Origin of the sequence: Bradyrhizobium algeriense, from assembly GCF_036924595.1 — a bacterium.
Taxonomy (GTDB): domain Bacteria; phylum Pseudomonadota; class Alphaproteobacteria; order Rhizobiales; family Xanthobacteraceae; genus Bradyrhizobium; species Bradyrhizobium algeriense.
In genome coordinates this window covers 1745846-1768600 of sequence record NZ_JAZHRV010000001.1, presented here as the reverse complement: position 1 = coordinate 1768600, position 22755 = coordinate 1745846, and the positions used below count along the sequence as shown (strand labels likewise).

Annotated in this window: 19 protein-coding genes; 6 read left to right on the top strand and 13 right to left on the bottom strand. The window is 63.5% G+C overall.

Annotated elements, in window-relative coordinates:
- Nucleotides 1-30: 30 nt before the first annotated feature.
- From V1286_RS08455 to V1286_RS08445, 3 genes are all read right to left on the bottom strand, one after another.
- Nucleotides 31-1875 (bottom strand): flagellar hook-basal body complex protein, encoded by a 1845-nt coding sequence (locus V1286_RS08455; RefSeq protein ID WP_334478871.1) that lies wholly within the window; start codon nucleotides 1873-1875, stop codon nucleotides 31-33.
- Nucleotides 1876-2064: 189 nt separating this feature from the next.
- Nucleotides 2065-2565 carry a peptide-methionine (R)-S-oxide reductase MsrB gene (gene msrB, locus V1286_RS08450; RefSeq protein ID WP_334478870.1) on the bottom strand — a complete coding sequence of 167 codons (501 nt, stop codon included), beginning with the start codon at nucleotides 2563-2565 and terminating at the stop codon, nucleotides 2065-2067.
- Between the two features lie 63 nt (nucleotides 2566-2628).
- Nucleotides 2629-4116: an NAD(P)/FAD-dependent oxidoreductase gene (locus V1286_RS08445; protein ID WP_334478869.1), complete on the bottom strand. Its 1488-nt coding sequence runs from the start codon at nucleotides 4114-4116 to the stop codon at nucleotides 2629-2631.
- Nucleotides 4117-4210: 94 nt separating this feature from the next.
- Between V1286_RS08445 and V1286_RS08440 the strand changes: the two genes are divergently transcribed.
- On the top strand, nucleotides 4211-4765 hold the full coding sequence (locus V1286_RS08440) for a SixA phosphatase family protein (RefSeq protein ID WP_334478868.1): 555 nt from the start codon (nucleotides 4211-4213) through the stop codon (nucleotides 4763-4765).
- A 159-nt stretch (nucleotides 4766-4924) separates the two neighbouring features.
- On the top strand, nucleotides 4925-5350 hold the full coding sequence (locus V1286_RS08435) for a universal stress protein (protein ID WP_334478867.1): 426 nt from the start codon (nucleotides 4925-4927) through the stop codon (nucleotides 5348-5350).
- A 243-nt stretch (nucleotides 5351-5593) separates the two neighbouring features.
- Here V1286_RS08435 and V1286_RS08430 read toward each other — a convergent pair whose 3' ends face one another.
- The 5 genes from V1286_RS08430 to V1286_RS08410 form a co-directional block, all read right to left on the bottom strand.
- A complete protein-coding gene (locus V1286_RS08430) occupies nucleotides 5594-5779 on the bottom strand; it encodes a hypothetical protein (RefSeq protein ID WP_334478866.1) in 186 nt (61 codons plus the stop codon).
- 366 nt (nucleotides 5780-6145) lie between these two features.
- Nucleotides 6146-7306, bottom strand: a complete 1161-nt coding sequence (locus V1286_RS08425; RefSeq protein ID WP_334478864.1) for a Bcr/CflA family efflux MFS transporter — start codon at nucleotides 7304-7306, stop codon at nucleotides 6146-6148.
- Between the two features lie 253 nt (nucleotides 7307-7559).
- Nucleotides 7560-8726, bottom strand: a complete 1167-nt coding sequence (locus tag V1286_RS08420) for a helix-turn-helix transcriptional regulator (protein WP_334478863.1) — start codon at nucleotides 8724-8726, stop codon at nucleotides 7560-7562.
- A gap of 214 nt (nucleotides 8727-8940) precedes the next feature.
- Nucleotides 8941-11565: an autotransporter outer membrane beta-barrel domain-containing protein gene (locus V1286_RS08415; RefSeq protein ID WP_334478861.1), complete on the bottom strand. Its 2625-nt coding sequence runs from the start codon at nucleotides 11563-11565 to the stop codon at nucleotides 8941-8943.
- Between the two features lie 223 nt (nucleotides 11566-11788).
- Nucleotides 11789-12025, bottom strand: coding sequence for a DUF1127 domain-containing protein (locus V1286_RS08410; RefSeq protein WP_334478859.1), 237 nt, complete (start codon nucleotides 12023-12025; stop codon nucleotides 11789-11791).
- Nucleotides 12026-12204: 179 nt separating this feature from the next.
- On the opposite strand from V1286_RS08410, the gene V1286_RS08405 reads away from it, so the two are divergent.
- Complete coding sequence (locus V1286_RS08405) at nucleotides 12205-13545, top strand: aminotransferase-like domain-containing protein (protein ID WP_334478857.1); 1341 nt, start codon at nucleotides 12205-12207, stop codon at nucleotides 13543-13545.
- A 2-nt stretch (nucleotides 13546-13547) separates the two neighbouring features.
- On the opposite strand, the gene V1286_RS08400 is transcribed toward V1286_RS08405, so the two are convergent.
- Together V1286_RS08400 and V1286_RS08395 are read right to left on the bottom strand one after the other, a co-directional pair.
- Nucleotides 13548-14156, bottom strand: coding sequence for a YdcF family protein (locus V1286_RS08400; protein WP_334478855.1), 609 nt, complete (start codon nucleotides 14154-14156; stop codon nucleotides 13548-13550).
- Between the two features lie 94 nt (nucleotides 14157-14250).
- The gene (locus V1286_RS08395; protein WP_334478854.1) at nucleotides 14251-14856 is read right to left on the bottom strand and encodes a hypothetical protein; all 606 of its coding nucleotides are present in this window, start codon (nucleotides 14854-14856) and stop codon (nucleotides 14251-14253) included.
- Between the two features lie 70 nt (nucleotides 14857-14926).
- Between V1286_RS08395 and V1286_RS08390 the strand changes: the two genes are divergently transcribed.
- On the top strand, nucleotides 14927-15361 hold the full coding sequence (locus tag V1286_RS08390; protein ID WP_334478853.1) for a hypothetical protein: 435 nt from the start codon (nucleotides 14927-14929) through the stop codon (nucleotides 15359-15361).
- Here the strand turns inward: V1286_RS08390 and V1286_RS08385 are convergent.
- Together V1286_RS08385 and V1286_RS08380 are read right to left on the bottom strand one after the other, a co-directional pair.
- Nucleotides 15358-17760 carry an EAL domain-containing protein gene (locus tag V1286_RS08385; protein WP_334478852.1) on the bottom strand — a complete coding sequence of 801 codons (2403 nt, stop codon included), beginning with the start codon at nucleotides 17758-17760 and terminating at the stop codon, nucleotides 15358-15360. The genes V1286_RS08390 and V1286_RS08385 overlap by 4 nt on opposite strands.
- Before the next feature lie 337 nt (nucleotides 17761-18097).
- Nucleotides 18098-18604 (bottom strand): YciE/YciF ferroxidase family protein, encoded by a 507-nt coding sequence (locus V1286_RS08380; protein ID WP_334478850.1) that lies wholly within the window; start codon nucleotides 18602-18604, stop codon nucleotides 18098-18100.
- 383 nt (nucleotides 18605-18987) lie between these two features.
- Here V1286_RS08380 and V1286_RS08375 point away from each other — a divergent pair, with 383 nt between their 5' ends.
- Both V1286_RS08375 and V1286_RS08370 read left to right on the top strand, forming a co-directional pair.
- Nucleotides 18988-20043 (top strand): lysylphosphatidylglycerol synthase transmembrane domain-containing protein, encoded by a 1056-nt coding sequence (locus V1286_RS08375; RefSeq protein ID WP_334478849.1) that lies wholly within the window; start codon nucleotides 18988-18990, stop codon nucleotides 20041-20043.
- Nucleotides 20044-20140: 97 nt separating this feature from the next.
- Nucleotides 20141-22132, top strand: a complete 1992-nt coding sequence (locus tag V1286_RS08370; protein ID WP_334478847.1) for an SGNH/GDSL hydrolase family protein — start codon at nucleotides 20141-20143, stop codon at nucleotides 22130-22132.
- On the opposite strand, the gene V1286_RS08365 is transcribed toward V1286_RS08370, so the two are convergent.
- The gene (locus V1286_RS08365) at nucleotides 22129-22737 is read right to left on the bottom strand and encodes a DUF2147 domain-containing protein (RefSeq protein ID WP_334489583.1); all 609 of its coding nucleotides are present in this window, start codon (nucleotides 22735-22737) and stop codon (nucleotides 22129-22131) included. The genes V1286_RS08370 and V1286_RS08365 overlap by 4 nt on opposite strands.
- Between the last annotated feature and the right edge of the window lie 18 nt (nucleotides 22738-22755).

The following is a 22755-nucleotide window of genomic DNA, read 5'->3' as shown; positions in this document are numbered from 1 at the left end:
CTGCCGGATCAGACCGTCCATGTGCGCGACCTATCGCAGCACGTTCAGCAGATCCTGAACCATGGAGTTGGATGTGGTGATCACCTTCGTGTTGGCCGAATAGGCCTGCTGGGTGACGATCAGCTTGGTGAACTCGTCGGCGATGTCGGTGTTGGAGTTTTCCAGCGACGAGCCGACGATCGTCCCGCCGCTGCCGTACAGCGCCTGGCCGGACTGGTCCGTCGCCTCGAACGCGCCGCCGTCGATGCGTTTGAGGAAATTGGTGCCGTTGAAGGTTGCGACCGAGATCTGCGCAAGGTCGATGTTGCGGCCGTTGGAATAGTTGCCGACCACCCGGCCGTTCTGGCCGATCGACACGGTCTGCAGCGATCCGGCCGGAAAGCCGTCCTGCTGGATCTGGTTGACCTTCACGTTGCCGTTGGCATCGGCGAACTGGGTGACGCCGCCGGCTCCGAAGTTGATCGAGATATTGCCGAGCGGCACGCCGCCGATGGTCGGCGCGGTCAGGGTGATGCCGGCGATCGCCGGCGTCATCTGGCCGTTCGGCGAGAAGGTGAAGTCGGTATTGACGTTCTGCCAGGCGAGGTCGGTGCCGGTGGCGCTGGAGTTGACTTGGTAGAACATGTTCCAGGTGTCGGTGTGGCCGGCGCCCAGCGACGAACTGTCGACCTTGGCCCAGCGCAGTTGCAGGCTGACCGGCGAGCCGGAGATGTCGTAGGCCGTCACCGCTCCGCCGCTGACGGATTCGTTGATGAAGGCCTGGAGATCGCTGCCGAGCACCTGTCCGGTGCCGGCAGTGCCGCCGCCGGTGCGCGGCACATTCACGGGCGCCGTCAGGCCGAGGGCCCCAAATGCAGTAGTATTGGTGGTAGTGATCGTGAGGTTGGCGGCAATGCCGCTATGCAGCGTGATCGCACCGCTGCTGTTGATCGTGGACGGCGTTGGCGGCGTCGTCGATGACGCACCAGTGATGCCGTCGATGGTCGAGAGCAGGTTGCCGACGGTGGCTGTCGCAAGATCGAGATAAAGATTCGGCGGCGCGCCTGGGGTGCCGCCGGCGCCCGAGTCGTAGAACTGGATGGTTGTTGAGTTCACGGTGATGGTATTGCCGGCGACGAAGTTCGTGGTGAGCGAATTCGTATTGGTGCCTCCGGCCAACAGGGTTGATGTCGAGATGGGTGTCGGCGTCGTCAGCTTGTTGTTCTTGGCGGCGCCCACGATCGTGGCGTCGCCATAAGGCGTGGCAGGCGTGCCGAGCGAACGCGGATTGCCGGACGCGAAATCCGCCGGCTGCAGCAACTCCGACCCCGGAATCGAATTGTCGTGCTTGGTGGTCAGCGGATAGCTCGCCAGGTTGGCGCGATAGCTCACCACCGATGTCGGCACCGCCGGCAGGAAGTCGTTGGCGAATTTCAGCACCTGCGGCACGCTGCCGGTCATGTTGCCGGTCGCCGGATCGATCGGAACGCCTTCGACATAATAGCCCGCGCCGTTGACCAGGTAGCCGTTCTTGTCGAGCGCAAAGTCGCCGCGGCGGGTGTAATTGTCGACGCCCGAAAATATCGGCTGGTTGTCGCTGAAGCTGCCGGGCTTCTGCACCACGAAGAAGCCGTTGCCGTTGATCGCCATGTAGGTGGAGACCGACGCGGCCTGCACGTCGCCCTGCACGGTGTTGGTCTCACGCGATGCGGTGGTGACGCTGCCGGCGAGCTGATTGTTGACGCCGGTGTCCGGGATCAGATCGAGGAAGCTGGTGTCGATCCGCTTGAAGGCGGTGGTCTGCGAGTTGGCGATGTTGCCGGAGATGTTTTCCAGCGCATAGGACTGCGCGCGCAGCCCCGCAACCGAGGTCGTAAGAGCGCCGAAGATACCCATGACATTTTCTCCAAATTCGATCCGGGCGGCTCGCCGGTGTCAAAAGAACCCAGGCCGCGTCGGGAGAAGATGTCGCAAGCGTTGTGCCAAACTACAAAATCATTATAAATCAATGGCTTAAATAAAAAGCCCCAGTCCGAAGACCGGGGCACATTTGCCGGGCGGGCAACAATTGCCGGGCAGCGCCTGTTACGAAGCCGAGGGACCGGCCGGGTGAAACACCAGCCCAAACCCGTCGATGCAATAGCGCAAACCGGTCGGCTTCGGTCCGTCGTCGAAGACATGACCCATGTGTCCGCCGCAGCGGCGGCAGTGGACTTCCGTGCGCGTCATCCCGAACGTCGTGTCCTTGGTTTCGCCAAGGGCATTGTCGAGCGGCTTCCAGAAGCTCGGCCAGCCGGTGCCGCTATCGTATTTGGTGTCCGAGGAGAACAGCGGCAGATCACAACCGGCGCAGGCAAAGATGCCCTTGCGTTTTTCCTTCAGGAGCGGGCTCGAACCCGGCCGCTCGGTGCCGTGCTTGCGCAGGATTTCATACTGCTGCGGCGTGAGCTGTGCGCGCCATTCGGCGTCGGTCTTTTCCACCTCGAATTTCTCGGCGGCTTGCGCCGGCGTGATGCGCAGCCAGCGGAAAGCGGCGAGGCCAAACAGGCCGGCCAGGGATGCGAGCAGGATACGGCGTTCGATCATGGAAATCTCCGTGCGAGGCGGGCGTAACGGTTCGCCATCAAGTACGGCCCACAGGCGCCGACGTTACACGGAACCGTCCCGGAATTTCTCACTTTCCTGCGAGGAAGCCGCTGATATCCCGCCGTCCTGCGCCGCTAGCGGTCGCGGAGGCTGCGGACGCACCGGGCGCGGCGCAGCCGGCGGACCGCGCGGCGGCCTGGTTCCGGCCTGCCGGTTGGCCTCCGCCAATCGCGCCTCGCGCACGCGTTCCCGGGCGCGGGCGCCTTCGCGGTAACGGGCCAGCGCGCCCGCCGCGGCGGAATGGCCCCGCCCCCACAGGCCGATCAGATGGCCGGCGGCGCGGCCGGTGGCGCCGCCCGCCCAGACCAGTTCGAACGGCGAGAACAGTTTCCAGCGTTCCTCGCCCCACAGGATGCTGCGCGCGATGACCTGCCCCGCCATCGCCGAGGTGTTCAGCCCATGGCGGCCGAAGCCGCTGGCGACCCACAGCCCTTTGCGCAGCTGGCCGATCTGCGGCATGCCGTGCACGGTCACCCCGACCGCGCCGCCGAACACGTCTGATATCGCGACCTTGCCGAGTTGGGGGAAGATGGTGGCAATGCGGCGCTGAATAACGGGTCCAAAGCGGCGCGGCCGCGCCTCCCAGGTGGTTTCCGGGCTCGCCCACATCAGCCGGTCGCCGTCGACGATGCGGAAATGATCGATGCCGTCACTGTCGGCCACCGACCCCTTGAAGGCGATCACCTCGCCCAACCGCTCGCCGAGCGGCTCCGTGACCGCGGCATAGCGCCAGACCGGCAGCAGCGTCTCCGACAGGCGGCGCAACGGGGCGCCGAGATGAACGTTGCCGGCCAGCACGATGTGCGATGCGCGCAGCCGCGCCGACGGCGTCACGATGCGTTTGCGAATCCCTGACGAATCGATGCTGACGACCGGCGTGTCCTCGAAGATGCGCGCGCCCGCCCGCCTCGCCTGCGCGGCAAGACCGTGGATGTATTTGCGGCCGTCGATCTGGAACGCGCGCGGATAATAGACGCCGTGGAAATAGCGTGCGGTCCCGAGCTGATCGCGGACGCGATCGACCTGCCATCCCTCGACCTCGGTCTCGAAATCCTCGCTCAGCGTCTGCAGCCGGCTGATCAGCGTTTCGCCGGCGTCGACGGTGGAGACCTCCAGCGCGCCCTCGGTCAGTGCAATTCCCGGCATCGCCTCCTCGGTGGCGGCGGCACGAACGTACTCGGCGCCCTCCTTCGACATCGCCCACAGCTCGCGCGCGTCATCGAGGCCGACGCGCTCGATCAGGTCGCCGATCGGAAGGCTGTAGCCCGGCATGACCGTGCCGAGCTGATGGCCGGACGCGTTCCAGCCGACATGCCGGCCTTCGAGCACGGCCACGCTGGCGCCGAGGCGCGCGGCCTCCAGCGCCACGGTAAGGCCGGCAAGGCCGGCTCCCACCACGCAAATGTCAACATCCAGGTCGAATGACAGACGCGAGCGAAAAGGCGCGTCGTCCTCGGGGCCGTTGGTCACACTTGTGAAAGTCTCGGGCATGGCGTTTCTTACGGACCGCTGCTGCGCTTGTCACCTTGTCGCGGACATGAGCTTGTAGATTAGTCCAGACTAAGACCGAATCGAGATCGCGATCATGCGCCGTTTGATGCTGCTGCGTCACGCCAAGACCGAACACGACGCGCCTTCGGGCCATGACCAGGACCGCCGTCTCGACGAGCGCGGCCGGCTGGATGCCGCCGCCATCGGAACCTGGATCGGCCGGCATCCGCCGCTCCCCGACGCCGTCCTGGTTTCGACCGCGGTGCGGGCGCGGCAAACCTGGGAGATCGCGCGCGATGCGATGAACGATGCAGTGCGGGAACGGCTTCCGCAGCCACAGGTCGAACTGCTCGACGAACTCTACGGCGCCGAGCCGGCGCAGCTGCTGCGGATCATCCGCATGGCCGAAGTCACCGATCCGGCGCGCTTGATGCTGATCGGCCACAATCCCGGCATGCATGAGTTGGCGCTGATGCTCGCCGGCAGCGGCGACGCGGCGGCGAAGAAATCACTCGAACACAATCTGCCAACCGCTGGCCTTGCCATCCTGGATTTTGCGGTCGGCGACTGGAGCGAAGTGGCGTTCCGCCGCGGCAAACTCGTGCGCTTCACCAGCCCGAAATTGCTGAAGCAGGCGCTGGACGATTGAGGCAGGCGGACATCCCTGCCCCGCCATGCTAAGCTGTTCACGACACGGTTTTCGAGCGAATTAAGAACAAGTTCGCGTAAAAGAAAACACGTCAAAACAAATGGCTGGAGTCCGATCCTGATAAGTCAGGACCGAACGGGCGCAAACCAGGAGGCGCAGATGTTCAAGTCGATTCTCGTTCCGATCGACCTGGCCGATACCGATCTGGCCAAGCCCGCCATCGCAACCGCCGCGACGCTGTCGCAGACCTGGAACGGCTCGGTGCGGCTGCTCAACGTATTGCCGATGACGCCGGTGATGTTGGCCGAATATGTACCGGCCGATTTCGACGCCCAGCAGCGCGCGACCTCGGAGGAAGCGCTCGCCATCGTGGCGAAGGAATCCGGCATCGAGGCGTCGCGCATCTCTACCGCAGTGCGGCAGGGCGGCATCTACCACGAAATCCTCGAAGAGGCGGCGGCGATCAAAGCCGATCTGATCGTGATGACCTCGCACCGGCCTGCGATGCGGACCTATTTCCTCGGCTCCAACGCCGGCCACGTCGTGCGCTACGCCAGGTGCTCGGTGCTGGTGGTGCGGCATTAGGCTGCCAACAGCGCGCCCAGACAAAAAACGCAAAACAACCCCATGCAAAGTACAATGGGCCCCGGCTCGCAGCGCTCACGCCGCCTGCGTCCGGGGCTCGAGATGGTCCGTCGTCACGGCCCGGCCTGATCTCATCCTGCTCTAGAGCCTTTTCCGTTCCGATAGAATCGGAACGGGGCTCTAGATTTTTGTTTTGACGCGTTTTCTTAACGCGAACCGGTTTCCACTTCGCTGGAAAACGCTCTAATTTCCGATCGTGGCGATCGTGGCCAGACTCGAGCAGGCGTCCTTCACTGCGGCGTCGAGCTCGTTCAAGGCAAACTCAAGCGTCAATGCGAAGCCGACAATCAAGGCTGCGATGAAAATTTGCTCAATCCTGCCGCGCAGCCTGATTCGCCGGTCATGCATGGGTTCTTGGATCCGTCCCACGGCCGGGAAGTTCGATAGCTTGAAAATTCTGAATGAGATCCCGATGCCGGCGGATCACTCGCGCAGCTTCCTGCTGCCTCGACTCGTGCAAGGCGGCCAGCAACCATGTCCAGATTCGGACGCCCAGCGCCGGTCGTGGATGGCTTTCGGTTGACCAAGGATTGGGTCGGTGTGCGCCGGTGACCCGCAATTTATTGACGGAATGCATCTGATGTTCCTCGACCGGCCGCGAAGCCTTTGCGCAACCATGTCACGGCGATGCCTGCGCCGCGTCGTAGGATCATAGGATTTCGCGCACTTCGTCCTGAGAAAGAGGATGGAGCGGAGCCACGCATGGGTGCGGTGGCCGTGAAAATCGACGGCCGATTACTCCGGCCGCCCCTTCCACCCATGCAGGACCAGGGCGGGAAAAGCCGTCAGCGCCAGCACGGTTCCAAGCCCGGTGGCCGGATCGCTGGAGAGGATGGCCGCGAGCGACGCGCCGCATGCCGCCCCGGCCATTTGCGAGAATCCGAACAGGGCCGCCGCGGCACCGGCCTTGTCGCCGAATGGCGATAGCGCGGCCGCACTCGAAAGCGGACTCGCGATTCCGACCCCGAACAGGAAGATCGAAGCGGCGACAAGAAACGGCACCAGCGAGTGCTTCGCGACCAGCACCGTGACAAGCAGCGCGACAGCGCCGACGACGGCCGATCCCAGGCCAAGCAGCGTCGCATGTGAGGGCCCGAACCGTGCCGACAACCTTGGCGCCAGCATGCCGGCCCCGAATATCAGGAAGACAATTGCGGCAAACAGCAGGCCGAGCGTGATCGGCGACAGTCCAAAGCCTTCGAGAAGCACGCGCGACGCGCCGGAGAAAACGGCGAACACGCCGGCCATCAGAAGGCTTGCGGTTCTGGCAGGCGCAGCAAACCGCGCGTCTCGGATCAGGCCGAGGTAGGAACCGGCAATTTTGAGCGGATGCAGGGAACTGTCGGAGGCCGCTTTGGTCTCGCCGATGAACATCGCATACGCCGCTCCGGCGCAGATGGCGACAATCGCCACAAAAGCAAATTCCGCGCGCCAACCGAAAAGACGATCAAGCGCGCTGCCGACGAGCGGCGAGAATCCCGGTGCCGCCGCAGTTGCGATCGTGATCGACGCCATTGTCTTTGCCAGCGCCTGGCCGTCGAACAGATCCCGGGCGATGGCGCGCGAGAGAACGGCCATCGTACACGCGCCGGAAGCTTGTATCGCCCGGCCGATTAGCAAGCCCAGCAGATCGCCCGCAAATGCGCACCACATCGTCCCCAGCACAAAAATGCAGAGCCCGATCAGGATTGGCATTTGCCGCCCGAACCGGTCCGACAACGGGCCGACAATCAATTGTCCCAAGGCAAAAACCGCCAGAAAAATGGTGATGGTCGAGGTGACGGCCGCGCTGGATACGCGCAGATCGGCCGCGATCGCCGGCAGCGAGGGTAGAAAAATGTTGGTCGACAGGATTCCTGTGGCGGCGAACGCACAAATTACCGCTCTGCAAGTCATTGCCGTTCGCGGCCCGGGCTTTGTTGCAGGCGCCTTGCTCGGAACGACTTCAATGCTCATGCCATGCGTGTCCCGTGCTTGCAGGTCAAAACGCAGGAGCACCGGATGTCTGATGGCCTACGCTGCCACGGCTCTCAGGCCGGACGTCTGCCATCCTGAACAATTGTCTGTGGTGTGTCGTCCTAGGAATGCCGGAGGAGGCGTTGGATCGTCAGCGTCCGGCGTGGACAAAAGCGGCTGCGCCCCGTCGCGCTCAGTCCGCTAGCGGCGTCGCATATCCCGCAACGAGCTTGACGAGATCGGCCTGCCGCGACGTACCCGTCTTTTCGAACAGGCGGGTGACATGCGTCCTGACCGTCGTCTCGGCGATGCCGAACGCGGCGGCGACTTCCGGAACGCCGCCCACCTCGACAATCGCCATCAATACGCGAAGCTCGGTGGGCGTCAGCTTGAAGGCGCTGCCGATGGCTTCAGGCGCGGAAGACACCGCCAGAGCCGCTTTGCGCACGAACAAGGCGGCAGCCGCGGTGTAGACAACTCCGGCGCGCCGCCGCGCTCCCGACGTCAATGGCAACGCATGGGCGACGTAGCGTTCACCATCCCTTCCGATCAGAGGTACGGCGATCCCCTTGACGCCGAGAGCTGCGTCGCCCTGCCCTGCGGCCGCAAAGACCTCTCGCAACGCCCGGTCGACCTGCGCGTCGCCGGCGACCAGCTGTCCGCTCACCGAACTCAGGATATCGCTTGCGCCAAGGATGGCATTGCCCGCGACATTGGCGTGAATTAGACGCCCGGTCCCGTCAACGAGATACATGCCGGCACCAAGCCCATCGAGCGCATCGACGAAGGTTGCGACTTCCGCCGCCTTGAACTCGAACATTCTGCCAATCAGCACGGCGCGCCTGACATGCGGAGCGATCAGCCTCATTTGCCGGCGTGCCTGATCATCGACCATGCCGTTTCGCTTGTGGCGGAACACTCCGAAGATGGCTGAGCTGATTACCGTCCTGTCGAGGACGACGCTCAGGAAATCAATCAGGCCCTGAGGTTCGGCCCATTGGCGATAGAAATCGGTCTGGGCATAGGCTGCGAAAGGCATCAGGTCGGTGGTCGCAATCGGCACTTCGAGGTCGCCGAGAAAGTGCCCTTCTGCGGCCGAATAGATCTGTCGAAAGAGCGCAACGGGCAACGGCCGCTCAAAGCCAACGCTGTGCGGAATCACGGCGTGCGGCACGCCGACGTCCTTGCAGAAGAGTCCGGCGCCGGAGCCGCCGACAAACAAGGCGATCGTTTCGAGGGTGCGCTGCCAAAGCGACGGCTCGATGGCGGCATCGTATATGATGCCAATCAGGTCGCTGAGCTGTTGCTGATGATCGAAAGCGCCGCGAGAGATCGATCGCAGATGTGACACTGTATTCATTCCGAAACGTCTCCAGGCGCAGGCGCTCCATGATACGCCTTCGCGTTCTTGCGATGATCCGGGCATATCGTCTCCTCAAATTATGTTGAGGCGGTCGCAGGGAATAACAGCCATCCTCCAATTGGAGGATGGCTGTTCGGGCACAAGGCCGGTCGCTGTGCCGCGGCGCATCATCAAGATCGCGCCTTGCCGGTGCGAGGTGTCCTGCGCCCCGTCAGAAGGCGACGCGAATGCCACCCCTGGCGGTCCCGATGCGGCTCTGGTCGGACATCGCAATGCCTTCCACCGCGCCGAACAGCGCGACGTTCCTGGCAGTGTGGTAGTCGAAGCCGGCGCCGAACACGGCGCCCACCGTGCTGCCTTTGCCGGGAGTCGCGAACGAAAGCCCCTGCCCGATCAGCACCGTGTTGACGGTGGCATCGCCGACGCGCTGCTGCGCGATCACGCCGCCATGCACGCTGGTCTTCAGGGTGTGGTCGCCGCCGAAGAAGGCCGTCGTCTTTGACACTTCAAGCTGGCCGCGCTCCTCGAAATTCTGCAGCGTGCGGCTGCCGACCGTCAGCCCCTGGGCCGAGCCTGCCTCGGAGTAACCATCGAAGAAGCCCGCGACATAACGCACGCGTGCCGTCGGCGTCAGCACATAGCCGTTGCCGATCTGAAAGCGAGTGCCATACGCCAGTTCCGGACTGATGAACCAGCCGTCGTATTGCGCCTTCGCCGTCTCCGCAGCACCATTGTTCAGCACCAGCCGCTCCGACTTGTTGGAGGAACTGCCGCCCTGCACGGTGAAATCGAAGAAGTGCGAGGCCCATTCGAAGCGGCTGTAGGCGCCGGCGAACAAATAATCGGTATCGACACGCTGCGAGCCGAGATCGACCGACAGCCGCCCCGAGCCGCCGCCGATGAAGGCTCCGACCAGCCAGTCCGGCCGGATCTTGCGGTCAATGCCCATGGCGCTGCTCCAGGCGGTGTTGGTGGCGCGCAAGGTGGCCGCTGTCTCGTCCTGGGTGCGCTGACCGCCGAAACTGTTGGCCCACACCGTGATCGGCGCAGCATTGCTCCAGCCGGAAACGCTGGGAGCCTTGAAGAAGCCTCCGGCATGGCCGCTGTCGGGCGCATAGGCCATCGCCATCATCGATCCGTTCGCCGACGGCGGCGCACCGTTCAGCCGGCCCTGCACCAGCGACGACACGCCGCCGGTGAAATCCATCAGTGCGCGGTCGGCCAACGCCAGCGCGGTCGGATCGAGGGTAGCGAGCGTCGCCCCGGCCGAGACCGCCGGATTGTTGTTGCCGGTGGAGAAGCTGGTGTTGAGGACACCCGTGAAATTTATGAAAGTTGGAAGCGCCACTGACGTCAGTGACGACACCCGGGTTTTGGGCGCGCTGATCGCAACATTGACGATGTCGTCGCCAAAACCCATGTCGACCACGCCGATGATGCGCGAACCGGTCCGCAATGTCAGCGTGTCGGCGGCGGGGGTCAGCTTGATCGCGGTACCGCCAGTGCCGACGATGGTACCGGAATTGTCGATGGTGCTGCCGCTGCCAAAGGAAAGGATGCCAACGTCGCCCGACACCGTGCCGGAATTGGCTATCGTGCCCCGGTCGACAAGGATGCCGCTAAGCGCTCCCGAAATGCTGCCGGAATTGGTGATGGTCGCAATGTGTGCCGCCACACCGAACCTGCCTCCCGCAATCGAGCCGGAATTGATGCCCTTGACGTTGTCGCCGAAAACAGCCGATTCGCCGCCAGACATGGCGCCCGAGTTGACGAGATCGATATTGTTCGCGCTGATCGCTCTATTGCTGCCGGAGATATTGCCGGAATTAGTGAGGTTGACGACGCTGGCCGAGAGCGCGATGTCACGCGAGACGATGCTACCGGAATTGGTGACGTCGATCCTGCCATTACCGCCGTTTCCGGCGGCGACGCCAAACACACCGCCGGAGATGATACCGCCGTTTTGCACGGTCGCGCGCGTGAAGGCGGTGATGCCGCTGTTCCCGCCCGAGATGGTGCCGGAATTCGCAACGTTGGCGACGTCGCCTCCCCGAATGCCGGTGCCGTCTACAGCCGTGGCCTCGATAGTGCCCGCGTTATCTACACTGGCGACACGGGCGGAAATGCCGAACTGCCCACCCGAGATGGTGCCAGTGAGGGCATTGGTCACATTGGCTTCGGTGGCTGATAAAATGCCAAATCCATCGGCGGCCTGCCCGAAAATGGCGCCGGAGTTCGTGACATTCAACGCCTTGAGGCTTTCGATCCCAACTGTGCCACCCGAGATAGTGCCTGCATTGGACACTTTGGCATCGTCGACAAAATGAACCCCGTTTATCCCTCCCAGGATGGTGCTGGCGCTTGTGTTCGTCACTTCGCCGTTCCCGAGAGAGACGCCCTGCCCCACCCCTGAGATGCTCCCGGAATTGGTGACGAACCCGGTAAACTGGATGAAAATGCCGTCGCTGCCTGTACCCGTTGCCAAAATGACACCGGAATTGTTCACGGTGCCGTTGATCTGGACAGAGATGCCGCCGGTAGCACCCGTGCTTGCAATGGTTCCGGAATTGTTGACGGTCCCGAGGTCACGGAAGCGCAGACCAGCATCCGCTCCCGTCACCGAGGCGCCGGCAACGATGTTATAGGTGTTGCCGTTATCGTTATTGGTGCCGTAGCCGGTGGTACCGTTGGCATTGATCGTTGTGCCGGTACAGGTGACGGTCGTGTTGTTGACCGGCGCTGGTGGGTCGCATGCAGCCTGCGCCTGCCCGACCGATGCGATCAGCGGCACCAGCGCGATTGCGTGTCGCCGTATCAAATAACTTCCGCCCGACATTCCCATCTCCAGTTTTCGCTCGATACCGTGCTGATCGTTGGGGTACCGATCGCGCACGAAATCTGCGTCCTGCGAACCTAGGAGGCGGCATTCTATTCTGGGTGGTGGGATATTTTAGCCACGCTGCACGATCGCGCGTGGCGCGGTACGCGATCCGCGCAAACATTTCGGCCCGGTCGATGGACCGGGCCGGTTGCTGTGCAGAGCGATCAGGTCAGACGCCTTACATGATCCTTCCGAAATCCGGATCGACGTTGCCGCGCACGGCCGATTCAATCCGGCTGCGTTCGATGCCGATATCGCGGAGAGCACGATCGTCCAGTTCGCTCAGGGTTTGGATGGCCTGGCGGCGCGCAAAATAGGTGACGATGCCGTTTACCCAGCTTCCGAGCAGGCGGAAAAATCCGCTCACCGAGCTCCGGGGCGCAGGTTGGCCTGCTGTCGAATAGATCGTGGTCATCGCACTTCTCCTTGCTTTCACGCGGCAAGCCGCTGCCGCCGGCGCAAACGCTTGCGAGAGCGCCTGCACCTTGATGGACCGATTGTTTGCACCCCTCTCAGTGCAATCTCTGGCTTGATGGTTCCAAAATGATCCGATACACTACTCGGTGCAAGGAAAACATTGATCTCGGTGCAATAATGTCAAAGTTCGAGTACCTGAAGCTTGCCGATACCGTCGCCGCCGAGATCGCCAATGGCGGGCTCAAACCGGGCGACCGCCTGCCGCCGCAGCGCAGCTTTGCCTATGAGCGCAAGATCGCCGTCTCCACCGCGAGCCGCGTCTACACCGAGCTGTTGCGCCGCGGCCTCGTGGTCGGCGAAGTCGGACGCGGCACCTTCGTTTCGGGCGAGACGCGCCGCGGTATCGCCGTGCCGACTGAGCCGCGCGGCGCGCGCATCGATCTCGAAGTGAACTATCCGATCCTGCCGACGCAATCGGTGATGATCGCAAGAAGCCTTGCCGGGCTGGAGCGCCCCGAAGTGCTCGATCTCGCGCTGCGGCACTCGACCACGACGGGCACACAGGCGGCACGGACCATTTCCGCCGAGTTTCTCTCCCGCGAGGACTGGACCCCGGCCGCCGATCAACTCGTGTTCACCGCGAACGGCAGGCAATGCATTGCCGCCGCCCTTGCAGCGATGGTACCGAACGGCGGCCGCTGCGGCGTCGAGGCGCTGACCTATCCCTTCATCAAGGACATCGCCGCCAGGCTCGGCGTCACGCTGGTGCCGCTTGCGATGGACGAGCACGGCGTTCGCCCGGACGCGGTGGCGAAGGCGCACCGCGAAGCGCATTTGTCCGCGCTGTACGTTCAGCCGACTATACAAAATCCGCTCGGCATGACCATGCCGCCGGCGCGCCGGGCCGATCTGCTGCGCGTCGTCGAGAAGCTCGGCCTCACAATCATCGAGGACACGGTCTATGGCTTCCTCGATGAAGAAACGCCGATGGCCGCGCTCGCGCCGGATAGCTGCATCACCCTCGACAGCCTGTCGAAGAAGGTGGCGCCCGGCCTTGCGCTCGGCTTCATCGTTTCGCCGCCGCGCCTGCGCGAACGCATCATGGCCGCGGTTCGCTCGGGCGGATGGACGGCTTCCGGATTTGCATTTGCAGCCGGACAACGGCTGATGGCGGATGGCACGGTGGCCGAACTGTCACGCCTGAAACGGATCGATGCGGCGCGGCGCCAGCAGATGGCCGCCAAATACCTCGCCGGCTTCGAGGTTCAGGCGAACATCAAATCCTACCATCTCTGGCTGACATTGCCCCAGCATTGGCGCTCGCAGACATTCGTCGCGGCCGCGGCCCGGCGCGACATCGCGCTGACCCCTTCGACCACCTTCGCCGTGAGCCCCGGCCACGCCCCCAACGCCGTCCGCCTGGCGCTCGGCGCGCCCTCTACCGAACAGCTCGATCTGGCGCTGCGCACGCTTTCGGGAATGCTGACGGCGAAAGAGGACGTCGATACGACCGAGTAGAGTTACCGATCGCGCCTTTCGCGCACCGGCCACTCCGCGATAAAGCCCCTCGCCTTGTACGGCTCGATCTTGTCCCACTCATGGAGCATGCGGCGCGAGAATTCGGCGTCGGTGTGCCACAGCGCCCGCGGCGTTTTGAAACTGTCGACCATGACCAGCATCTTCTCCACTTCCGGCCAGTGCCGGTGCAGCGTCATCGGATAGCGGCGCGCCGTCCAAGTGTTGCCGAGACAGATCACGCTGCGGATGCTGGCGAGCCCGAGCGCGCGGTCGATGATCGGCAGCGAGAAGATCACGTTCTCGCCGGTGTTCATCGCGCAATCTTCTCTCAGGATGAGGTCCGCGGGAACACCGCGCGCGACCATTGCACCGGCAATGATCTCGCATTCCGACAGATCGGATCCCGGCGTCACGCCGCCGCTCACGATCGCCCAGCGAAAAAACCCTTCGCGCCACAGCCGGCAGGCTTCATCGACGCGCTCCTCGACATCCCTGCGCGTGCCGAACACGAACAACAGGTCGGCCGGCCGCAGCGGCGTCTCGATCAGATGCTGTGCATTGATCGCGGCAATCTCGGCTTCCGTCGGCGATCGCGTCGTCGGGATTGTCACGGCCACTCGCTTCGTGTCAGGAACGCCGCACAGAGTGCCGTGCCCTGCGGTGCTTCGCGAAATCACATTTCGTGTCGCTTGATTGCGAAGCCTGTTACGGCAGCAGTGTCTCAGGAAGCGCGTCGAACGAATATCTGCGCGGCCGGTTGCGCTTGATGAAGCCGCCGATGGTCCAGGCAAACCAAATCGCCATGCCGACAAGAAACAACGCGCCGGTGAATTCGGAAGTCGCAAGCGCCCGGACGAGAAGCCCGACCATGGCGATGGCCAGCAGCGCCAGCATCACAACCGCCGTGGCATAGGTCACCGTCCCGATGCCGCCGGTCAGGGAAGCCTGGCTGCCTGTCGCCTTCATCCTTCGATGCAGCTCGGTGATGAAGACGCGGTAGCGCTGGTCCTGCGGCGTCATCAACGAGACGGTCTGCCAGGTCGTCGAAAGGATGGCGATCCGCCCCTCCCCGGCCCTTGCGATATCGGCGCGGAAGCGGCGGGATTGCATCGACATCGGCCGGTACGACAGGCGGATCGAAGCAATATCTGCATAGGGCCACACACCGGACCGGCGGCCGATCCGCCACGACAATCCGGCATCCGTCAGTTCGAATTGATACGCCGACGAGATCAGCGACGCCTTGTAGAGGTAGCTGATCGTGCGCGCGCCCTCGCCTTCCCCGGCCTGGTTCGGCAATGATGTCGGCAATCCAAAATATCCCGTGTCGTTTGAAGCCGCCTGCTTGCGCGGCGAGCCGGCTTTACCTTACAAGCGGGCCATGGCCGAGACGACTTATTTTCCGCGCCGCCTGATCCTGGCCGGCGCGATTGTTTCCGGAGTGCTGCTGGCGCTGGCCGTCCACATGCTGGGCGCACGTTACGGGCTCGATCTCGGCGGCTTGTGGCGGTCCGATACCAGCGAATTCATGCCCGCGGGTGCGGCGATTGCCTGGTGGCTGATCGCGACCGTCGGCTTTTCCGGCGGCTATTTCACCGCCAACCTGATGCACAGCGCGGCCTCGGGCCAAATTCCACAGCGGATGCGCCAGTTCCTGATCGTGGTTGGCGTGTTGATCCTCGCCGGCGCGGGACAGGCCGCCTCGGCGCCGAGCCCCGTCCCGACCATATCAGGCGTGCTGGCGGGCCTTGCGGCCTTATGCCTCGGTGCGGCAATGGCGTTCTGCGGCGCGCATTTCGCGCTGTGCAAGGCCTAGGCTATCAGGCGCTGCCGCGGCTGTATCAGCATGTTCTCCACGTCAGCGGCGGGACGCGGGCGGCTGAACAGATAGCCTTGCGCCTGCGTGCACCCCTCCTGGCGAAGGAGATCGAATTGCGCATCGGTCTCGACGCCTTCGGCCGTGGTGACGATGCCGAGGCTCTTGCCGAGGCCGGTCACCGCACGGACGATCGCCATGGAATCTTCGCGCGTTGCCAGTTCGCTGACAAACGAGCGGTCGATCTTGATCTTGTCGAACGGAAAGCTGCGCAAGTAGCTTAGCGACGAATATCCGGTTCCGAAATCGTCCAGCGAAATCTTGACGCCGAAGCCGCGAAGCTCATGCAGAACCGAAAGCGTTGCCTCGGTGTTCTGCAGCAGCACCGATTCGGTGATTTCCAGTTCGAGCCGATGCGCCGGAAGCCCAGAAGCACTCAATGCATCCTTCACCGACGCTACCAGGTTGAGATTCTTGAATTGCACCGGCGAGAGATTGACGGCGACGCCGACATCCTGCGACCAGCCGGCCGCGTCCATGCAAGCCTGGCGCAACACCCAATCGCCGAGCGGCACGATCAGGCCGGTTTCCTCCGCCAGCGGAATGAAATTGACCGGAGAGATCATGCCGCGCAGCGAATGATTCCATCGCACCAGGGCTTCGAAGGCGACCACCACGTCTTTGGCAACGTCGCGGATCGGCTGGTAATAGACCTCGAACTCTCCGCGCTGCAGCGCGGCGCGCAAGTCGAGTTCCAGCAGCCGCCGCGCCTGTGCGCGCGCGTCCATTCCGGTCTCGAAGAAGCGGTAAGTGCCGCGGCCGTCCTCCTTGGCGCGGTAGAGCGCAAGATCGGCCTTCTTGAGGAGCTCGTCGGGATTCTTGCCGTCCTCCGGCGCCAGCGAAATGCCGATGCTGACGCCGATGACGAGCTGGTGACCGGCGATCTCGTAGGGCGCGGAAACCTTCTCGACCACGTGGCTGGCGAGCATGGCGACGGCGGACGGCTCGCAATCGCTGCAGAACTGCACGATCGCGAATTCGTCGCCGCCGAGCCGCGCCACCGTGTCGTGCTCCGTCACGCATTCGCCGAGACGCCGTGCGACCTCTCTCAGCAGCGCGTCGCCGACCGGATGGCCGAGCGAATCGTTGATGTCCTTGAAGTGATCGAGATCGAGACACAGCACCGCAAGCTGATCGCTGCGCCTGACGAGCCGCAAGGCCTTTTCGAGTTGTTCGCGGAACAGCGTGCGGTTCGGCAGATTGGTCAGCGCGTCATGCCGCGCCATATGCGAGATCTGTTCCTGGACCGCCTGCCATTCGGTGATGTCCTCGAAGGTGGCGACCCATCCGCCGCCCTTCATCGGCTGATCGACGACGCGGATCGAACGTCCGTTGCGGCTCACCGTCCTGGTCACGCTGTTGCCGGCCCTGGCCTCGGCGATCACGCTGGCGACGAACTGATCTGGATCGCCATCCCAGCGGCCGAGCGCCTTCTGCTGCCGAAGCACATCGAGCAGCAAACGACCCTGAAGGTCTATACCGGTCCGTCCCATCATTTCGGCATAGCGATCATTGTACAGGAGGATGCGGCCATCCGCATCGAACATGGAAAGTCCCTGCGACATGTTGTCGAGCGCGGTGTCGAGCAGGACTTTCTGCTGATGAAGTTCGCTCTTCGCGCGGCGGTCGATCATGGACGCCAGCAGCGACAGACCGAGGAGGGCGAAAGCCGCGACCGCCGTCAGGAACGAAAGCGCGGTCGGAGAAATCGACAGCCCATCGCTACCGAGCGTCGGGTCGGGAACAAGCGTGACGGCGCCCATCGCCGTGAAATGATGCGAAACGATCGCAACCGTCAGCAGCCCGGTGGCGGCCACGGTGTGAACGGGATTGTCGCGACGCACGGCGACGAGAAGCGCCATGGCCGCAAACAGGCTGCCAAACACAATCGAGGCCGCAACGATGCCGGGCGACCATACGATGAACGCCGGAAGCTCGAGCGCCGCCATGCCGGTATAGTGCATCGCTGCGACACCGCCGCCAATGACGGCGCCACCAAGCGCAATTACCGATTGGCGCGCACTGGACAATGCAATGCAGAGGCCGATGGCGACGATGGTTATCGCGAAGACCAGCGACAACGAGGTGATGGATATGCTGTATCCGGCGTTCGCACCTGGATCGTACGCCAGCATCGCGACGAAATGGGTGGCCCAGATTCCGCAGCCGCCGACAGCCGCATCGAGGCCGATCCAAACCGCGCGCGTTCGGCCGCTTGACGCCCTGGCCCGATGAAACAGGCTGATGGCGACGGCGCTGGCGAGCCAGCAAATGGTGCCTGCCAATACGACCAGACGCCAGTCATGCTCGGTAGTGAGACAAGTTAGAACGCGGTACATTTACAGACTCCCCAGTGGCCTGTAATTGCGGTTCCATTCGTATATTTGAGGTAACCCACCGCAGCTCAGTTGCGCGGATGGTGAACAACGTTTTGAAAATTCACCGGAAGTACCCGCCGCCGATGGTTAAGTTCAGGTAGCCAACCATACCTGGACGGCTCCGGAGCACCTTTAGTGACGGCGAATTCATTTCACGAATCCGGTCTACAAATGCGTCCGTTTCAACCAAACGTTTCGCTAATGATCGAAGTATGGCTGCGATGCCGGTCTCCGCTCGCGAAATCGCCGCCCGAGAATTGCTCCCGGCGCGGCGTTTTGCCTCAACTGCGCGACGAAATCAGCTTGCGGCCCGCAGGTTGACCCTGCCTTCCGCCAATGTGGTCAGCTTCTTGTCGGCCGTCTTTTCCTCGTCGAGCGTCTTCTGCAGGATGCTGGCGCAGTCATTGCGTCCAAGCTGCCGCGCCCACGCGATCAGGCTGCCGTAGCGGGTGATCTCATAATGCTCGGCGGCCTGCGCGGCGTTGATCAGGGCTGCGTCGAGCACGGCCTTGTCAGCGACCTCACCCGCGACGTCGTCGGCTTCCTCGATGATGCCGTCGATCGCCGGGCAATCGACCGCCTTCACCTCGGCGCCGTGCATGCGGAATATCTCCTCGAGGCGTTCTACATGCGTCCTGGTTTCATCGAGATGGGTCAAAAAGCCCTGTTTGAGCAGCTTGTCGGTGGCCTTTTCGGCCATTTTTGGCAATGCTCTCACGAGCTGCTTTTCGGCATAATAGATATCCTGCAATTGATGGATGAACAGGTCGTTCATGGTCTGGATGTCTCTGGTGAAGAGTCCCATTGTGGTCATCCTTCGTTTGGGGAACATGCAGGCGCAGGCCTTTTCCCGGCCGGACGCGCGCTATTCGTGTTCGATGCTGACGGGGAGCTAACCGGCTCGCGAAAAGGATGTTCCTGAAGGCCTCGAAAACGCCGTGATGGAACGGACGGAACGGCAAAAAGAGCACGCGGAACGGACCTCGATGCGACTCAAAATCGTTAACGCGGCGACATATGTAGGGCGTATGACAAGGACGGCGAACGAAGCCAAAAGGCATGCTTGTCAAGGGCTGCACAACGGCCCGGTTTTGGCTTATGGGTTGCGCGAACGGTCCCTCTAACCGTCGACTGTCACCTGTCGTGACAGACCTTGATATTTACGTTGCCGCCCCGCCGGGAGGATGAATGCATCGGCTGCTGACCGCGCTCGGGCGTGGCTTCAAGAAGAAGATCGGCTGGAAACGGCTGGGAATCGCTGCGAGTCTACTCATCATCGGTCTTGCGATTACCCACCTGGTTCAAACCCTCAAGGGGGTCGACACCGGCGTTATCCTGACTGCGCTCACCGACATCGCCCCGCATCGGATCGCGTTGGCCGCGCTGTGCGTGGTCGGCGCGTTTTGCACGCTGACCTTCTACGATTTCTTCGCGTTGCGAACCATTGGCAAGACGCACGTGCCCTATCGCATCGCCGCGATGTCGAGCTTCACCAGCTACACCATCGGCCACAACATCGGCGCCACCGTCTTTACCGGCGGCGCGATCCGGTTCCGGATCTATTCTGACTACGGTCTGACCGCGATCGATGTCGCAAAAATCTGCTTTCTCTCCGGCCTGACCTTCTGGCTGGGCAATCTGTTTGTGCTCGGCTGCGGCATGGCCTGGCATCCCGAGGCGGCAACGGCGATGGACCTGCTGCCGCCGGCGATGAATCGGCTGATCGCGCTCGGCTGCTTGGCCGGCATCGCCGCCTATTTCGTCTGGATACTGATGGGCGAGGGTCGCCGCGAGCTCGGGCAGAACGGCTGGAAGGTCGTGTTGCCGTCTGCCCGGCTGACGCTGCTGCAAGTCGTGATCGGCGTCGTCGATCTCGGGTTCTGCGCGCTGGCGATGTATCTGTTGATGCCAACCGAGCCGCATATCGACTTCGTTTCACTGGCGGTGGTGTTCATCCTGGCAACGCTGCTCGGCTTTGCCAGTCATGCCCCCGGCAGCATCGGCGTGTTCGACGCCGCGATGCTGGTGGCGCTGCCGCAGTTCGGCAAGGAACAGCTGCTGGCGACGCTGGTGGTGTTCCGGATCCTGTATTTCCTGATTCCCTTCGGCATCTCGATCTGGATCATGGGGGCACGCGAACTCTGGCTCAGTGTGCTGCAACCCTGGCTTGAACGGCGCCGGCTCGGCGAAGCCTGCACGGCCAGGGCCCGGGTGCGACCACCGATCAAGGGCCGGCAATCCTGAGGCCGGTAACGGCGTCGTTATCTGCGCCGTCTGGTCTTTTGACGCAGAGCCGCCTCATTCTCTTATTTCTGCCTTACCGCTAACGTCAAACGACGCCATGGCTGGAATCCTCCTACGTTCAATGCTGTCGGTCGCGCTGGTTGCCGGCGCGCTGGCCGGCATCTTCACGTCGGCTGCGGAAGCCCAGACCGCGGGCGGCTATGGGCCGCTGCAGATTTCCTGGGAGGTGCGCAACCGCTTCCGCCTGTTCCGCGAGGAGCGGGATTTCCTGCTGCACGCCGAAAGCGGCCGCGGCCGCAGCGTGCTGGCTTCGGAGCAGGTGCTGGAGATCCAGAGCGACGGCCGCGGCTGGGCGCGCAACACGGTGAACAGGCTCTGCATCGATCTCGCCGGCCGCGTCAATGAGCCCTGCACGCGCGACAACGTCAAGGAAAGCTATCTGACCCCGATCGATCATCCGGTCGTGATCCGGCTGACCGGCCCGGTGCCGGTCGGCGCCACCTGCGCCTGGACGGTGGACGATGGCGACGGCCCGCAAACCTCCACCTTCGACTGCGCCGAACCGGTCAACCTCCGGGTCCGCTACGGCCGCACCACGGTGGTGACCGCCGACGTGTCCAGCTCGGATGGCAGTCAGCGCGTGTTCACCGAGATCGCGGTGCGCGACATCTTCATCGCCGGCCTCGGCGACAGCGTCGCCTCCGGCGAGGGCAATCCGGACCGGCCGGTTGCGCTGGCCGATGAAGGCTTTTGCTTCCGCTCCTATCTCGGAACGGCAGCCGCGCAATATTACCGGCCGAGCCGCGCGGGCTATAAAGGCGGACGCGCCTGCGAGGCGCCCGACACGCTGCCGGTCTGGCAGCGCCAGAGCGCGCTCTGGTTCAATCCCGCCTGCCACCGTTCGCTCTACAGCTATCAGACCCGGACCGCACTGGCGCTCGCCGTGCGATATCCGCACATCGCGGTGACCTATTTGCCGCTGGCCTGCACCGGCGCCACCATTTCCGACGGGCTGTTCGGTTCGCAACGCGCCCGCGACTGCCTGCCGTCGAAATCGGGCGGTGCGTGCCAGGGCACCGTCAACGGGCAACTGGCCGAACTGCGCGATGCCCTCACCGCCGCGAAACGCCGGCAACCGGATCGCAACCTCGACCTGGTGCTGCTGTCGGTCGGAGCCAACGACATCTATTTCTCCGGCCTCGTCGCCGACGTGATCGTGGATACGGCGACCGAACGCGTGCTGTTTCGGCGCAGCGGCGTGATGGCCTCGGTGGACGACGCACGCAGTGCGATGACGCGCGACCTGCCGCAGGGCTTCGCAAAACTGCGCGAAGCGCTGAAGCCGCTGGTCGGCGGCGACCTGTCGCGGGTGGTCTATACCTCCTACGCCAATCCGACGCTGTCGAATGGCGGCGCGCCATGCCCCGGCGGACGCGCCGGCTTCGACATTCATCCCTCCTTCAACGCCCAGCCGCAGCGGCTGGCCGCCGTATCGAACTTCGTCGAAAGCGAATTCCTGCCGCAGTTGAGAGGGCTGGCGCTGTGCGAGGGCGGCATCCTGTGCCGCAATCCGCGCACCGACCGCATGACCTTCGTCGACAACCATCAGACCAGCTTTGCCAACCACGGCTTCTGCGCACGCGCCGAAAGCGATCCCGAATTCGACCGCCAGTGCTTCTCGGCGACCGGCGACAGCTTCGATCCCGATATCGTCTCGGCCGCCAGCCAGCCGATGCTGTGCGGCCGCAGCGCCGGCGAGTACCGCGCCTATCTGCCGCGCGCGCGCTGGATCCGCGATGCCAATGACAGCTACTTCGCAGCGATGACCTACCCGCAAGGCCTGCCGACGTCGCAGCAGCCCTCCGATATCCACGACGCGACCTGGGGCGTGCTGTCGGCAGTCTATGGCGGCGCGGTGCATCCGAGCGCCGAGGGCCACGCCGCGATGGCCGATGCCGCCGTGCCGGCCGCTGCCGCCGTACTGCAGCTCGATGCGGGGGTGCCTGAAGTCACGTCGCAGCCGGCGCCGCCGATACCGGTTGCGCCGGGCGCGCCGCGACCACCAGGTAGAACCGGCGGATTGAACTAACGCGCAGGTGCAGGAACTTGTGCCGGCGCAGTGGTCTTCTTGGGCGCTGCGGGGGCTTTTGCGGCACCGGCAGGTGGCTTCATCGCCGCGGCCTGCGCCGGCAGATATTTTGCGATGATCGCGGGATCGACCTGCGCCAGCGCCGTATCAGGCAGGCGGGTCCAGACCTCATCCCTGCCTAGCAGCGAAATGCCGAGATAGCCGCGCATCGTCAACGTCTGCCCATCGGGACTGAGCGTCATCTTGGCTTTGTAGATCTTGCCATCGCGCGGATCGAGCACATTGCCGTTCTCGTATTTCAATCCGTCACGCTTCATCTCCCGGATGAACGAGAGCCCGAGCCACGGCGCATCCTTGCGATCGTCAGTGCATTTCGAGCAAGTGGGATTGGGAGCATCGCCGGGTTCGGAAAAGAGCTTGGCGAACACGCCCTCGAAGGCGCCATTGCGGTCTACGACGAGGAACCATCCGACCGGCTTGCCCTTCTCGACCTTCTCCCACAGCCCGGCAGCCGAAAGTTCCGCCGGCTGCGCGGCGAGTTCACCGGCAAACGCGAGCCCGAACACGATCGGAAGTATCAGTTGAAATCCGGCCAGCTTGCGCATCGTCATCACCTGGTCAAT

What these genes read in the sequence shown, in the direction of transcription:
- V1286_RS08385 (WP_334478852.1), bottom strand. Translation starts at nt 17,760, where the DNA reads ATGTACCGCGTTCTAACTTGTCTCACTACCGAGCATGACTGGCGTCTG.
- V1286_RS08365 (WP_334489583.1), bottom strand. Translation starts at nt 22,737, where the DNA reads ATGCGCAAGCTGGCCGGATTTCAACTGATACTTCCGATCGTGTTCGGG.
- msrB (WP_334478870.1), bottom strand. Translation starts at nt 2,565, where the DNA reads ATGATCGAACGCCGTATCCTGCTCGCATCCCTGGCCGGCCTGTTTGGC.
- V1286_RS08435 (WP_334478867.1), top strand. Translation starts at nt 4,925, where the DNA reads ATGTTCAAGTCGATTCTCGTTCCGATCGACCTGGCCGATACCGATCTG.
- V1286_RS08390 (WP_334478853.1), top strand. Translation starts at nt 14,927, where the DNA reads ATGGCCGAGACGACTTATTTTCCGCGCCGCCTGATCCTGGCCGGCGCG.
- V1286_RS08420 (WP_334478863.1), bottom strand. Translation starts at nt 8,726, where the DNA reads ATGAATACAGTGTCACATCTGCGATCGATCTCTCGCGGCGCTTTCGAT.
- V1286_RS08415 (WP_334478861.1), bottom strand. Translation starts at nt 11,565, where the DNA reads ATGTCGGGCGGAAGTTATTTGATACGGCGACACGCAATCGCGCTGGTG.
- V1286_RS08425 (WP_334478864.1), bottom strand. Translation starts at nt 7,306, where the DNA reads ATGACTTGCAGAGCGGTAATTTGTGCGTTCGCCGCCACAGGAATCCTG.
- V1286_RS08440 (WP_334478868.1), top strand. Translation starts at nt 4,211, where the DNA reads ATGCGCCGTTTGATGCTGCTGCGTCACGCCAAGACCGAACACGACGCG.
- V1286_RS08410 (WP_334478859.1), bottom strand. Translation starts at nt 12,025, where the DNA reads ATGACCACGATCTATTCGACAGCAGGCCAACCTGCGCCCCGGAGCTCG.
- V1286_RS08380 (WP_334478850.1), bottom strand. Translation starts at nt 18,604, where the DNA reads ATGGGACTCTTCACCAGAGACATCCAGACCATGAACGACCTGTTCATC.
- V1286_RS08370 (WP_334478847.1), top strand. Translation starts at nt 20,141, where the DNA reads ATGGCTGGAATCCTCCTACGTTCAATGCTGTCGGTCGCGCTGGTTGCC.
- V1286_RS08375 (WP_334478849.1), top strand. Translation starts at nt 18,988, where the DNA reads ATGCATCGGCTGCTGACCGCGCTCGGGCGTGGCTTCAAGAAGAAGATC.
- V1286_RS08455 (WP_334478871.1), bottom strand. Translation starts at nt 1,875, where the DNA reads ATGGGTATCTTCGGCGCTCTTACGACCTCGGTTGCGGGGCTGCGCGCG.
- V1286_RS08405 (WP_334478857.1), top strand. Translation starts at nt 12,205, where the DNA reads ATGTCAAAGTTCGAGTACCTGAAGCTTGCCGATACCGTCGCCGCCGAG.
- V1286_RS08445 (WP_334478869.1), bottom strand. Translation starts at nt 4,116, where the DNA reads ATGCCCGAGACTTTCACAAGTGTGACCAACGGCCCCGAGGACGACGCG.